Consider the following 15,147-nt stretch of genomic DNA (forward strand, 5'->3'; position numbering starts at 1 on the left):
ACCATAAGGGGATTATACTACGTAGGAGTTTTAAAATTAAAATAAACTAATAGTTAAATTTAATTTTTAATTATTTGTCTTTAATTTGAACATCATCTTAAGATATTATTAATTTTCTATTTCCTTCATAAACTCTTCTTCTGTTTCAGTTTCGATATATTTTCCATTAGCATATCCTATAATAAGACCATCTCTGCCACCACATTCTCCAATGCATCCTACTTCTATATTATCTTCTCCAAACTTTTTTTCTAATTTTTCTATATCTATTCCTGAGCATACTGGACAAACTGATATCATTTTCAAATCTCCTTTTATATTAAATTATTATTATTAATTTAATTATATTAATAATAATTATTATTTACAAATGCTAATTATTTAAATAGATTTTATTTAGCTAATAAAATCTTTAACTTTCTTAAAAATAATCGAATTTTTACAGTTTTTAATTTTATAAAATTAAATTTTCATCAATAGTATTTAGCAAAATACTATTCATATTTCTTATTATTACTACATCTCCTAACTTATTACTATATATATATAATTTATAATCACATACAGATTTTTTCTTTTGAAAAGGATTTTCTCTTATTTCTACAGATTGTAAATATTCTTGTTTAATTAGTGTTGTAACTTTTTCAATACTTCCGCTACTAGCTACTACTAAATCCTTATTAATAGACAATGATGTATTCTTATAATTTAAAAATCCTAAAAATATGTTTAAGATAATTAATATAATAAAAAATATTAATTTAAGTGTCAAATAAACTTTTGGAATTATAAAAAATAAAGGAATTATAAAAAAAACAATTAATATAACTGTTCTTTTTATTATGAATCTGCTTAATACGTGTTTAGATGGCTTATTGATTTCTCCATCAAATTTAAATGTTGGTAATACTGATTTTAATATTAAATTTATAAAGTTCTTGTTTCCTACTGGATATAGTATAGCCTGCTCATTCTTTTCATCTCCATATCCTACCGTCACAACTTCTATCTGAAATATTTTAAATAATTGTTGTAATAAATTCTGCTTATATCTTATTGCATATATTTTATTTCTTGGAATTGAATACTCTTTTACTGTTAATAATCCATATCTAATTTTAATATCATTCTTACCAGCAATTAAAGTAAAATTATAAAGCCTAATTATTTCAAATATGATAAATATAATACTTATAAGTATATATATTCCTATAATCGCTAATATTATTAAACAAATAGATTTAAATAATCCAATAGATAATAAACTTTTTACTTCAACATTTTCTACAATATCACTTGCTATAGAAAGATTAAATTTTTCCTCTAATTTTTGTAGAAAATCTCCTATTAAAAAGATTCCTCCAAATGCCCAAAATATCTTTGATTTACTTATTGAATATAAGAATATTTCTTTAAATGATATAGTTTTTAAAAATTCTTGTTCTTTTCTATTACTAATTCCTTCTAGGTTTTCATATATTTCTTCATCATTTGATTTATTTATAAAATTTCTAATTTCATAGGCATCTTCTTTTTTTACTTTTATTCTTATTTCCTGTCCAACCTCTTTTACAGCACCGGTATCAATTTTTAAAGTACAAACATTAAATATTCTATCAATAATATTTTTATTTATATCTATGGTATTTATTTTATCAAAAGGTATCTCTAATTTCTTTGAATTTATTATTCCACTTTTATATATTAACTCACTATCTTTAATGTAGAACTTTATAGTTATCCATTTTAATATCGAAACTATAATAGATAGTACTACTAAACCAAGTGTTACATAAATTCCCCCTTCATCAAATTTAGCAATTGATAATGCTATAAATATAACTAATCCATTTACCAATTTTATAATTTCTTCTAATATAAAACTTATATGATTTTTTTTATATTTATCTTGTTTCATCATAACTATCTAAGTCCTTATCTGATAAAATATTTTCTTTAGAAATTTTATTTTTTATTACTTCCTTTAAATACTCACTTATCTCTTCTGCTCTTTCACTATCAATATTTGGGATTTTATGTTGTCCACCAGCGGTAAAAATGCTTATATCATATAAATCAAAAAATTTATTTATTGGTCCTTGATTTAATTGAATATGTTGGATTCTTATTATAGGAATTATGACTTTTCTTACAAAATATATACCTTCAATAAACTCAATTTTATCATTTGTTATTTTATACCTCCATTGTTTGTATTCAATTGTTGGGGATATAAAAGAATTAATTAGAAGTATAATTACTAGACTGATAATAGAAATCGTAAAAATAAACCTTACTTTATTAAAATCATCTATTATTCTTGAAAAAAATATTTCACCTGCTATTAAAACTATACTAGTAATAAAAGCACCTATTAATCTTGATATAGTCCATGACTTTATAGCATTTTTATTAAGTTTTTGATATTCCTGCATTATTACTCCCCCTTGATATAATAGAAATTCTTTATTATTATATCATTTATCTAAGTTACTTTTAAGCAAAATATGTAAATTATAACATTTTTAAAATTTAATTTCTTATATTTAGTTGAAAAGCTAAAAAGCAGTTCTTAATAAAGTTTTCCTTGTTTATAGTAATAGTTTATTTTAACTTTCTATAATAAAGGATTTTTCTTAATAAGATCTGCTTTTAAAAATTATATTTAATTTGGACTATTTATTTATTAACTTTACTGTATCTCTAGCAATCATAAGCTCTTCATTAGTTGGAATTTCATAAACTTTTACTTTTGAATCTTTAGTTGATATTTCTTGAATTTCACCTCTTATAGCATTTTTTTCATCATCTATATTAAATCCTAAGAACTCAAGACCATTTAAACATTCTTTTCTTGTTAAAGAAGAGTTTTCTCCTATGCCAGCAGTAAATACTATAACATCTACTCCTCCCATTATACCTGCATATGCTGCAATTTGAGCTCTAACTTTGTAATGGAATATATCTAATGCAAGTTTTGCTCTTTCATTTCCTTTATCTGCTGCATCAATAACATCTCTAAAGTCAGAAGAGACTCCTGAAATACCTAAAACTCCAGATTTTTTATTTAATAATTCATCTATATCACTAATTTTATATCCATGCTGTTCTGAAAGGAAACTGATAACTGATGGATCTATACTTCCTGATCTTGTGCCCATCATTACGCCTGCCAAAGGAGTAAAGCCCATGGACGTATCTATTGACTTTCCGGCTTTTACTGCTGCTAATGAACATCCATTTCCTAAATGGCATGTTATAATCTTTAAATCCTTTATATCTTTTCCCATTACCTCTGCTACTTTTTGAGATACATATTTATGTGATGTACCATGGAATCCATATTTTCTTATTCCATACTTTTCATATAATTCATATGGAAGAGGACATATGTAAGCTTCTTTTGGCATAGTTTGATGGAATGCTGTATCAAACACTGCTACCATTGGCGTATTTGGCATAAGTTCCATACAAGCTTCAATACCAACAATATTTGGCGGATTATGAAGAGGTGCAAGTGATATACACTCTCTAATTGAGTCTAACACAGTATCATTTATTATAACTGAATGAGAATATTTTTCTCCGCCGTGAACTACTCTATGTCCAACAGCACTAATTTCGTCCATAGATTTAATAACACCATGATCTTCATTTACTAAAGCTTCTAAAACCAACCTAATAGCAGCTTTATGGTTTGGCATAGCTTCTTTAATAATATACTTGTCTTTTCCTTCAACTTTTTGAGTTAATATAGACCCTTCAATTCCTATTCTTTCTACTAATCCTTGTACTAATGAATTTTCTGTTTCCATATCAATTAGTTGATATTTTAAAGATGAGCTTCCGCAATTTATTACTAAAGTCTTCATAATTATTCTCCTTTACATTCATTTGTTTCATTATTTATATAATACACTAAAAATCTATATATTCAAATTGATAGATTCTTATATATTTTACAATAATCTTAAATAAAAGTAAAAAGGGCTGTTTATTCAGCCCTTTCCTCTATTTTCCTGAAATTTGTATATTGTTTAATTTTATACCTACTGACAATTTATAAAATCTTAAACTTTGAATCTCTTTCTCTATACCATCAATATTAGATACTATTAATTTTTTGCATTTTTTCAATAAAAATTTCTTATGAATTAATAAATCCCTATTACATTAATATTGTTGTAAAAATATTAGTGTTAAATATTAAATAAATACACATATTTTTGTTTAAAAATACAATTCTTCTATTGTTCTATATTAATTAGAGGATTTATCACTTATAAAAAGAATTAAACTACATATAACTTGATTTAGGAGGCTTATATATGTTTAAAAATTACATATTTGATTTATATGGAACCTTAGTTGATATAAATACAGATGAAAATTCACATCTGCTTTTTGAAAAATTATCTCTTTTTTATTCTTATAAAGGTGCATATTACTCTAGTTCGGATTTAAAAGATACTTATATTCAATTAGTAAATGATAAACTAAAATCAATTACTAATACAAACTTTCCTGATTTTAATATCGAAATTATTTTCAAAGAATTATTTAATAAAAAAGGTATTTTCCCAAGTAAAGATACAGTCAAAGATACAGCTCAGATATTTAGAGTACTATCGTTAAATAAATTATCTCTTTATAATGGTGTTGTTGAATTGTTAGAAACTTTAAAATTAAAAAATAAGAATATATATCTGCTCTCTAATGCTCAAAGGATTTTTACTCTTTACGAGATGAAGTTATTAGGTATAGATAAGTATTTTGATGGAATATTATTTTCTTCAGACTTTGGTGTTTGTAAACCAGATAAACTTTTTTATAACACATTAATTGAAAAATATAATTTAAATCCAATTGAAAGTATAATGATTGGAAATGATTATATTTGTGATATACACGGAGCAAAAGAAATAAATTTAAATACATTGTATATTCATTCAAATCTATCTCCTGAGATGCTTAATAATATAGATAGTACTTATTCAGTTTTGGATGGAGATTTCAATAAAGTTAAACCCTTAATATTAAAATAAAAAAGAAAACTTATAAAGCATTCTTAAACTTTATAAGTTTTCTTTTTTTACAAATAATTATATTAATATATTAGAAAGTCTATTTTTTAATTCTGCTATATTTGAGTTATTTCTTTTTGAATAATCTTCTAATTGGTTAATATCTATTTTATAAACGTCAAAATATTTAGCTTCACTACTAGCAAAATATAACCCACAAACTGATGATGGAGGATCTATCATATTGCTTTCCGTAACGCTTGCACCTGTTACTTTTTCTCCATTTAAAAGTTTAAATATTTTTCTTATTTCCTTTTGATCCTTTATTGATGGATAACCTACAGCAGGTCTTATTCCCCTGTACTTTCCAGAAAGTAATTCCTCATAACTTAAATTTTCATCACTTGAATAGCCCCAATAATTTTTTCTAATATCCAAGTGTAGCTTTTCAGCAAAGGCTTCTGCTAATCTATCACAAACAAAACTTAAAAGCATAGAGTTATAATCATCTCCTTTTTCCCTCAACTTTTTAGAGTGTTCTCTAGCCTCAGTTCCACTTGTAACTAAAAATGCTCCAATATAATCATCAATTTTTAATTCTTCAGGAGCTATATAATCACTTAAACAAAGATTGATATTATTTTTATTTTTCTTTTGTTGCCTAAACATATTAAAAGTTTCTATTAAATTGTTGTCCTTATCAAAAATATTTATATCATCTTGAGCAGAACTTGCTTTAAACAATCCAAATACGCCCTTAAGCTTTACTATTTGATTATTTTCTAAATCATCTAATAACTTATTTGCTTCTAAATAAATTTTCTTTGCTTGTTCCCCATAAGTACTATCTTTTAGAATTTGAGGGAATCTCATTTTCATTCCCCAGGCTGCAAAAAAGAAGCTCCAGTCTATAAAAGGCCTTACATCTTTAATAGTATAATCATATATACCTTTAACACCTAAAAAATTTGGTTTTTTTATATTTGTACTGTTCCAATCTATTTTCAATTTATTTTCTCTTGCTTCCTTTAGAGAAATAAATTCCGTTTTAACATTTTCATAATTTTCTCTTTGAATTTTATAATTTTCTTTAGTTTCCTTTATAAATTTAAATTTTTCTTTGGATACTAATATTTTGCAAATTTCAACTGTTTTAGATGCATCATATCCATATATTACTGGACCACTATAATTTGGGTCTATCTTTAATGCTGTATGGATCTTAGAAGTAGTTGCTCCACCAATTATAAGTGGAATATTTAGACCTCTCTTTTCCATTTCCTTAGCCACAGTTATCATTTCATTTAAAGATGGCGTTATTAGCCCACTTAATCCAATTATATCAACATTTTCCTCTATTGCTTTATCTATTATTTCTTCACAAGGAACCATGACTCCTAAATCTATAACTTCAAAGTTATTACAAGATAAAACAACACTTACTATATTTTTACCTATATCATGAACATCACCTTTTACAGTAGCAATTAATATCTTTCCATCTCTTGTAAACTCTCCATTTTTTTCAGTGTCTATATATGGTGTTAAATATGCAACTCCTCTCTTCATAACTCTTGCTGATTTTACAACTTGAGGTAAAAACATTTTTCCATCACCAAACAATGTACCTACCTTTTTCATGCCATCCATCAATGGGCCCTCTATTATATCTAAAGGTCTTTCATATAAAGTTATGGCTTCCTTTAAATCTTCATCTATATAATTAGTAATTCCCTTAAATATTGAATACTCTAATCTTTTTTTACAAGCTAAACTTCTCCAATTTTCTTTATTTTCTTTATCTTCTTTTAAATTGTTTTTATATAAAATAGCTTCTTCTAATAGTTTCTCGCTAGCCCCTTCAAATTTATTTAATATAACATCTTCAACTAACTTAAGTAAATCTTTAGGAATATCATCATATATTTGTATCATACTTGGATTTACAATTCCCATATCCATACCATTTTTTATAGCATGATATAAAAAGACTGAATGCATAGCTTCTCTTATCTTATTATTACCTCTAAAAGAAAAAGATAAATTACTTACTCCTCCTGAAACCTTAGCATATGGTAAATTTTCCTTTATCCATTTAGTTGCATTTATAAAATCTACAGCATAGTTATTATGTTCATCAATTCCTGTTGCTATCGCTAAAATATTTGGATCAAATATTATATCTTCTGGAGGAAAGTTAATTTTATTTACTAAAAGCTCATAGGCTCTTTTACATATATTAATCTTTTTTTCATAACTGTCTGCTTGCCCATTTTCATCAAAAGCCATTACTACAACTGCTGCTCCAAAATCCTTAATAATCCTTGCCTTATCTAGAAAATCTTTTTCTCCATTCTTTAAAGAAATAGAATTTACTATATGTTTTCCTTGAATCACTTTAAGTCCATTTTCTATAACTTCCCATCTTGACGAATCAATCATTATAGGCTTTAAAGAAATATCTGGTTCTGAAGCCAATAGTTTTAAAAAATATTCCATTTCTTTTTCACTATCTAAAAGTCCATCATCAAAATTTACATCTATTATTTGAGCTCCATTTTCAACTTGTTCTTTAGCAATTTCAAGAGCTTCTTCATATTTCTTTTCTCTAATAAGTCTTGCAAACTTTAAAGATCCAGAAACATTCGTCCTTTCTCCAATGTTAACAAAATTAGATTCTCTATTTGATTTTGTTATTTCTAATCCACTATACACACTTTCTCTTTTAATTTCTTTAACAACTCTTGGTCTATAATTTTTAGCTACATTAGCAATTGCTTTTATATGCTCATAAGTAGTACCACAACAGCCACCAACAATATTTAAATACCCAGCTTTCAACATTTCTTCAATACACTTTGAAGTAATTTCAGGTGACTCCTCATAAAATCCTAATTCATTTGGTAATCCTGCATTTGGATAAACTGATATAAATAAATTCTGTGTTTCTGCTAACTCTTTTATAAATTGATTTAAATCTTTTGCTCCAAAAGAACAATTTAGTCCTATTGAAATTATATTTTCATTTTTCATTGAAACAGCAAAGGCTGAAAGGTTTTGTCCTGATAAAATTCTCCCTGACTTATCTGTTATAGTTCCAGATATCATTATTGGAAGAGTTATATTTTTTATCCTAAAAATCTCATTTGCAGCCATAATAGCAGCCCTTGCATTTAAGGAATCAAAAATTGTTTCAATTAAAACCAAATCAATGCCACCATCAATTAAAGCATCGATTTGCTCTATATATGCCTTCTTTAATTGATCAAATGATATATTTCTATAACTTGGATCTTCAACATTAGGAGATAGCGATGCCATTCTATTGGTTGGACCTATAGATCCGGCAACATATCTTTTTTTGCCGTCCTTCTTATAAAATTCTTCACAAGCATCTTTAGCTAGCTTAGCACTTTTATAATTTAAGTCATAAACTAAACTCTCAAGACCAAAATCACTTTGTGATATTTTATTAGAATTTAATGTATTAGTTTCAATTATGTCTGCACCAGCTTCTAAAAAACCTCTATGTATATCATCAATAATTTTAGGCTTAGTTATACTTAATAAATCATTATTCCCTTTTTGGTCAAAACTAAAATTCTTTAGGAGTTCACCTCTATAATCTTCTTCTTTTAGCATAAATGCTTGAATATTAGTTCCCATAGCCCCATCAATAACTAATATTCTTTCTTGCAAGTCCTTTACTATTTCAAAATTTAAATTCATGTAAATTCCCCCTATTTTGAATTAAGAATTAAAATTAATGATAAAATCATTAATTTTTAATTTTTTTAATTCTTCATTTTTAATTATAAAAAAAGTCCCTTCTAAAAATAAGAAGGGATTATATAACACTTATATACAAACTCTATTATTCTTATTTTTCAGATAAATCTGTAGGATTTGGCACCACACTATATAGTAGGTTGCCGGGTTTCATAGGGCCAGTCCCTCCACCGCTCTCAATAAGATAATTATTATATTTTCTATAATTATATATTTTTTATAATTTATTGTAAACATATTTTATAATTATACCTTAATTATATTATTAAAATAGTACTTGAAATAGTTTAACAGAAAAATGCATTAAGCCTTATAAGACTTAATGCACATTTTTTATAATATATCTATTATTTCTTTCTTAGATTCAGCTTTTAAAATTTTTTCTCTAAATTCTTCATGCATCAATTTTCTAGAAAGGTTTGCTAAAGCTTTTAAATGTAAATCATTTTGTTCTTCGTTAACTGCAATCATAAAAATCATTTTTACATCTTGTTCATCTATAGAACCATAATCTATACCTTTTTTAGATAATCCAATTGCTATTCTTGGTTCTTTTACAGCTTTTGATTTTGCATGAGGAATAGCTATTTCAAAACCAATTCCTGTATTACTTAATGATTCCCTTGATAATATATCTTTTTTAAACTGTAATTTATCAATAACTACATTATCACTTTCTAATAATTCAATCATTTCGTCTAAAACTGAATGTTTATCTATAGAAGTAAGTTCTAAATTTATTGTACTTTCTTTAATTAAGTCTTTTAACTCCATAGTAATTTCTCCCTTATTACGATTAATATTAATTAAGCTAACTTCTTATTTTCATTTGTTTTATACAATCCATATAAAACTGCTCCTACTAATGATCCAAGTAGTATACATATAACCCAAACTAAAGGCTTTTCTACTATTGGAAGTATCAAAAATCCACCATGTGGTGCAGGTACTTGTACTTTCATTAAATAAGTTAATATAGCTGATACTGATGATCCTGCCATTAATATAGGAATAACTCTTAATGGATCTTTAGCTGCAAAAGGTATTGCACCTTCTGTTATATGTGTAAATCCTAGAATATAATTAACTAAGCCTGCTGCTCTATCTTCTTCATTAAATTGTTTTCTAAATATAGTTGTTGCTAATGCTATTATTAACGGAGGTGTTATACATGCTGCTGAAACACCAGCCATAAAGTAATAATTTCCTTGTGATAAAAGCATTGTTCCAGTAATATACGCAGCTTTATTTACAGGTCCACCAAAGTCAAATGCTGACATACATCCAATAACTAATCCTAAAAGTATTGGATTTGCAGATTCTAATGATGCAAGCCAATTCATTACTGAACTATTTAAGAAAGCTACTGGTTCTCCAAGTAATGTCATTAAAACTCCTGTTATAAGTATTCCAATTATAGGTAATAGGAAAATTGACTTTAGTCCTTCAAATTGTCTTGGAAGTCCCCTTAATAAACTAATTAATCCTAACATTAAATATCCTGAAAAGAAACCAGCAATTATTCCTCCTAAAAATCCAGCTCCAGTTGCATTTGCTATCAAACCTCCTACGAATCCTGCAACCATTCCAGGTCTACCAGCTATTGATGATGCTATAAATGCAGTAAATATCGGAACTATCATTGAAAAGGCTGTTCCCCCTACACTTTTAAGAATTTCTGCAATCCTATTATATTGATCTGATGCTGGATCAGCTGAATATATTCCCCATAAGAAGGATACTGCAATTAATACACCACCAGCAACAACAAATGGAAGCATATGAGAAACTCCATTCATTAAATGCTTATATATACTTCTACCTAATGACTCTTTTCCTATAGTCTCATCTTTCTTTTTATTAGTGATTTCACCTTTATCCATTAGTGATTTTTTTATAGGAGCTTTTCCATCTAGTATAGCTTGTATAAGTTCTTTTGGTTTACGTATTCCATCTTGTACTGAAGTTTCTATAATAGGTTTTCCTACAAATCTATCAACTCTAGCATCTTTATCTGAAGCTATTATTACACCATCAGCTTCTTTTATATCTTTTTCTGTTAATTCATTTTCAACACCAATAGCTCCATTAGTTTCAACTTTAATTTCAATCCCCATTTCCTTAGCTGCTTTTTTTAATGATTCCTCTGCCATAAAAGTATGAGCAATACCAGTTGGACATCCTGTGACAGCAATAATTTTTTTCATTTATAATACCTCCCTAACTTCTAATAATTTTATATACTCATCAACTTTACTTAAAGTTCCAAGTCCACTTGATTCAGCTACATTGGCACCTGTTGATGAAGATTTCTTTAAAGCAAATTCCACATTGTTTCCCTTTAACCATTCACTTAAAAATGCTGCTAATGATGCATCACCTGCACAAGCTGAACTTAAAAGCTTTATGTTAGGAGCTGTACAATAATATGCTTTTTCACCATTATAAAAATACATTCCATTTTCCCCCAAGGTTAAAAGAACATTTTGAGCGCCTTCTTCTTTTAAATATTTTAATACATATACAGCATCTTTTTCATTATTTATATCAAATCCAAATATTTCTTTAACTTCCTCATCATTTGGCTTAATTAGTAAAGGCTTATATTTTAACAATTCTTTTAGCTTTTTTGAACTTATATCTAAAACTATATGAATTTTTCTTTTATTACATATTTGTAATAACTCATCATAATAATCTTCATTTATACTTTGAGGTAAACTTCCACTTATAATTAAATAACTGCAATCCTCAGATTTTTCTATATAACTTAGCAAATTTTCTTGAATTTCTCTTGGAACAAAAGGCCCCTTATTAACATATTTAAATTCTTTACTGTCCTTTGTATCTATAAAAACATTAATTCTAGTTTCCTCATCAATCCAAAAAGCCCCTACTTGTATATCTCGTTTTTCTAATTCATCTACTATATATTTACCTGTAAATCCACCAAAGAATCCTAAAGCTTTACTTTCTACCCCATAATGATTTAATACTAAAGATACATTTACTCCCTTACCATTTGGAGAGTAATTTAAATTAGTTGTTCTATTAACCTTAAATGGTTCATAGCTTTCTGATGTAAAATTCATATCTATTGCTGGATTAGTTGTTAGTGTATATATCATAAAACTATCTCTCCTTCATCAAGCTCGTCCATTACTTCCACAAACCATTATTTTATGTGCAACTATTTTTTTCATTGCTTCTTTTCCAGGTGTCATATACTTTCTAGGGTCATTTGCATCTGGATTTTCAATAAAGTATTTTTTTACTGCATCTGAAAATGGTATTTTTAAATCTGTTGCTACATTCACTTTACATATTCCAAGGGAAATTGCTTTTTTAACCAACTCATCTGGTACATCTGATGCTCCATGTAAAACTAGTGGAACATCTACTATTTCTCTTATTTCTTTTAATCTTTCAAAATCAAGCTTTGCTTCACCCTTATATAATCCATGAGCTGTTCCTATTGCTATTGCTAAGGAGTCTATTCCTGTTTTTTCAACAAATTCCTTTGCTTGCTTTGGATTAGTGTGCATAGCATCTTTTTCATCTACTACTAAATCATCTTCTTGACCACCTAATCTTCCAAGTTCAGCTTCTACTGTTGCATCAAACTTATGTGCATATTCAACTACTTCTTTAACTATTTTTATATTATCTTCATAAGCTGAATGTGATGCATCAATCATTGTTGATTTAAATCCTAAATCTACATAGTGCTTGATTTCTTCTACATCTTCATAATGATCTAAATGTATTGCTACTGGAATATCATATTTTTTTGCTGCAACTTCAGCCATAGCAACTATATACTCTCCACCTGCATAAAGTATTGTTGAAGGTGTTCCAGCTAAAATAACTGGTGATTTTAATTCAGCAGCTGTATCTACAACAACTTGCAATGTTTCTAAATTATGAATATTAAATGCTGGTACAGCATATCCTTCTCTTTGAGCCTTTTTTAACATTTCTCTTGTTGATAATATTTTCATCATCTACCTCCATATTTGTTTCTATGACTTAATTTTATCATCTTTATTCGGAAAATGTTTTCATATTAATATAGATTGATTTCATAATTTTTTTATATGCTTGGCTATTTTTCTTATATTATAATAAAAAAGTACTTTGAAAATTAATTTAGATAAATTTTCAAAATACCTTTTTATTCTTAAATTATTAAATAATCTATTACTGCCCTAGATATTATGTATAGTGGTAATCGTGAGGTGACTTCAAATTCCTTTATAGATGTTTTAGATTGCTTATATCCAATTAAAACTACATTGGAGTATTCTTCTAAAATGCTTTTTCTTATACAACAGCATGTGACTACCTTTGCTCCTGCATTTTTAGCACTTTTAACAGATTCTATAATTTCTTTTGTTTCAGATCTTAAGGAAAAGGCTATGACTACATCATCTATATCTATTGTTTTACATATTTTCATCATTATATTTGGATCAACAATTAGAAAAGTATTATATCCTAACAATTGAAGTTTTAAATTAAATTCCTGTGCTACAAGTTCTGTAAGCCCCCTGGCTAATATATAAATACGTTTAGATTCTTTTATTATTTTAACAACATTTAAAACATTGGTTATAGATATATTTTCAATAGTTTTAGTTACTTCTATTAGGGATTTTCCTAATATCTCATTAACCTTCTTAGAGTCCTTATTGTATCCTTCCATTGCTGAAACCTTATATCTTAACTCTGAAAATCCGTCAAAACCACACTTTTTTATAGTCCTTGAAACTGTTGCCGGTGAAGTAAATGATTCTTCTGCAACATCAACAATAGACATATTAGATAACTTATTCATATTTGAGTTTATATAATCCACTACAGACCTTTCACTGGGAGTAAGTTTTTTTAAAATATCACTATCAACTTCTATTATCATAAATATCACCTTATTTATTCTATTTTATTTAATTATATACTATATTATATGGTAAAAGCTAGAATTTTCATCCTAGCTTTTACTATTATTTAGAAGAGGTATATTTTATAAAGAATAGTGGTAGTACTACTATTCTTTATAGTTATAGTAGTACTACACAATTATTAAAGTCTTATACTTTTCTAAATACTAAAATACATTATTATTGCAACAAGAATTATTATTATTTCCGCACCAATTATTTGCAACAACTGTATTAGAGCCTAGATATTGACATCCCTCATAGATAGTTTGATTAGTAAAATGATATATATTACAGTCACGTAAGAAATCTTTTATATGATTACAATTATTCACATAAATATGATTATATCTAGTAAAATATCTATTATAAAAGTTTCTATTAGTTATAACATAGTTTCTACCATTTATATTATAACATGAATTATATCTTCTTACTTGTCCTGGTCTTTGAATAACATTTTGTCCACATTGATTTTGCATTCCTTGTGCCCCACCTAACCATTGATTGTTTTGAGCACCTGATAGGTTTTGAAAATTTTCTGCTCCTTGAACTCTTTGAAAAGCACCATAACTTGCTAAATTACTTTGTTGAACTTCTGGTGCATTATCAAAGTCATAATTTGCATCTTCTTGTGCATTGCTTAAATTATTTTGGTAACTATTTCTTGGATATTCTTCACGATTGTTCATGCCTTTAAAATATTCTTCATAATTTGAATTTTCATATTCATTATTGTAATAGTTCATTCTAAATACCTACCTTCTAAATATCTTTTGTTAAATTTTTTTATATAATATATTATTCTTAAGTTGATATAATGTTTCCTTTTTATTTTAATATCATTTACGAGTATATTATATTAGTGTATATCATTTAAATTTTGTTATTTTATTAAATAAGCCTATTAATTAAAACATATATGGAGCTGTTGCATAGACAGCTCCATGTTAACTATTTAACAACTTATACAATTCTCCATCTTTATTCATTACTTTTTCTATGGTTTTAAAAGGTATTGTAAATGCTACAAATCCAGCTGCTTTAGGTGCTATTTCTCCAGGATGATAATAAATATATAAGTTTTTATTATCTATATAAAAATCTTGATTCTTATCTATGCCCTTAAATGAATGTGGAAATATAAATTCATATTGCGGATCCTCTTTAATCATTTGTGATATAATCTTATTTATTGAAACATTCCATTTTGACCCATCAGTAAATAAATCTTTAATTTCATGTAGTTTTCCTGTTATTAAATTTATAATAAGTGTTTTTCTTACTTGAAATACGGAGTCTTCATTTAATTTGGAATAATATCCAATTAAATCTAGTACAAGTAGATTTCCTTTATAAAATAATATTTTAAAATGGGGCTGTCGCACTAATAA

The 15,147-nt window shown here is 26.6% G+C and carries 13 protein-coding genes and 1 riboswitch; of the genes, 1 reads left to right on the forward strand and 12 read right to left on the reverse strand.

What is annotated here, in order from left to right; all coding sequences use genetic code 11:
- Positions 1-108 precede the first annotated feature (108 nt).
- From AAT22_RS11135 to AAT22_RS11150, 4 genes are all read right to left on the reverse strand, one after another.
- Positions 109-300, reverse strand: coding sequence for a DUF1450 domain-containing protein (locus AAT22_RS11135; RefSeq protein WP_016209041.1), 192 nt, complete (start codon positions 298-300; stop codon positions 109-111).
- A gap of 154 nt (positions 301-454) precedes the next feature.
- Positions 455-1,921 carry a PH domain-containing protein gene (locus AAT22_RS11140; protein ID WP_052953950.1) on the reverse strand — a complete coding sequence of 489 codons (1,467 nt, stop codon included), beginning with the start codon at positions 1,919-1,921 and terminating at the stop codon, positions 455-457.
- Positions 1,905-2,435 (reverse strand): PH domain-containing protein, encoded by a 531-nt coding sequence (locus tag AAT22_RS11145; protein ID WP_016209038.1) that lies wholly within the window; start codon positions 2,433-2,435, stop codon positions 1,905-1,907. The genes AAT22_RS11140 and AAT22_RS11145 overlap by 17 nt, the downstream gene beginning before the upstream one ends.
- A 240-nt stretch (positions 2,436-2,675) precedes the next feature.
- Positions 2,676-3,872: an acetate kinase gene (locus tag AAT22_RS11150; RefSeq protein ID WP_016209037.1), complete on the reverse strand. Its 1,197-nt coding sequence runs from the start codon at positions 3,870-3,872 to the stop codon at positions 2,676-2,678.
- Between the two features lie 456 nt (positions 3,873-4,328).
- On the opposite strand from AAT22_RS11150, the gene AAT22_RS11155 reads away from it, so the two are divergent.
- Positions 4,329-5,045 carry an HAD family hydrolase gene (locus AAT22_RS11155; protein WP_047001281.1) on the forward strand — a complete coding sequence of 239 codons (717 nt, stop codon included), beginning with the start codon at positions 4,329-4,331 and terminating at the stop codon, positions 5,043-5,045.
- A gap of 57 nt (positions 5,046-5,102) precedes the next feature.
- On the opposite strand, the gene metH is transcribed toward AAT22_RS11155, so the two are convergent.
- The 8 genes from metH to AAT22_RS11195 all read right to left on the reverse strand — a co-directional run.
- Positions 5,103-8,753, reverse strand: coding sequence for a methionine synthase (gene metH, locus AAT22_RS11160; protein ID WP_047001282.1), 3,651 nt, complete (start codon positions 8,751-8,753; stop codon positions 5,103-5,105).
- Between the two features lie 148 nt (positions 8,754-8,901).
- A riboswitch (SAM riboswitch) is annotated at positions 8,902-8,999 on the reverse strand.
- A gap of 147 nt (positions 9,000-9,146) precedes the next feature.
- Positions 9,147-9,587 carry a fructose PTS transporter subunit IIA gene (locus AAT22_RS11165; RefSeq protein WP_047001283.1) on the reverse strand — a complete coding sequence of 147 codons (441 nt, stop codon included), beginning with the start codon at positions 9,585-9,587 and terminating at the stop codon, positions 9,147-9,149.
- A gap of 32 nt (positions 9,588-9,619) precedes the next feature.
- Positions 9,620-11,020 carry a PTS fructose transporter subunit IIBC gene (locus AAT22_RS11170; protein WP_047001284.1) on the reverse strand — a complete coding sequence of 467 codons (1,401 nt, stop codon included), beginning with the start codon at positions 11,018-11,020 and terminating at the stop codon, positions 9,620-9,622.
- Positions 11,021-11,941 carry a 1-phosphofructokinase gene (gene pfkB / locus AAT22_RS11175; RefSeq protein ID WP_047001285.1) on the reverse strand — a complete coding sequence of 307 codons (921 nt, stop codon included), beginning with the start codon at positions 11,939-11,941 and terminating at the stop codon, positions 11,021-11,023.
- Positions 11,942-11,959: 18 nt separating this feature from the next.
- On the reverse strand, positions 11,960-12,817 hold the full coding sequence (locus AAT22_RS11180) for a tagatose bisphosphate family class II aldolase (protein ID WP_047001286.1): 858 nt from the start codon (positions 12,815-12,817) through the stop codon (positions 11,960-11,962).
- Between the two features lie 176 nt (positions 12,818-12,993).
- Positions 12,994-13,731 (reverse strand): MurR/RpiR family transcriptional regulator, encoded by a 738-nt coding sequence (locus AAT22_RS11185; protein ID WP_047001287.1) that lies wholly within the window; start codon positions 13,729-13,731, stop codon positions 12,994-12,996.
- 189 nt (positions 13,732-13,920) lie between these two features.
- The gene (locus AAT22_RS11190) at positions 13,921-14,502 is read right to left on the reverse strand and encodes a hypothetical protein (RefSeq protein WP_047001288.1); all 582 of its coding nucleotides are present in this window, start codon (positions 14,500-14,502) and stop codon (positions 13,921-13,923) included.
- A gap of 201 nt (positions 14,503-14,703) precedes the next feature.
- The coding region (locus AAT22_RS11195; RefSeq protein WP_156174318.1) for an RsiV family protein at positions 14,704-15,147 on the reverse strand (444 nt) is incomplete at its 5' end.

The organism is Clostridium sp. C8, from assembly GCF_001010885.1.
In the GTDB taxonomy this organism is placed as follows: domain Bacteria; phylum Bacillota; class Clostridia; order Clostridiales; family Clostridiaceae; genus Clostridium; species Clostridium sartagoforme.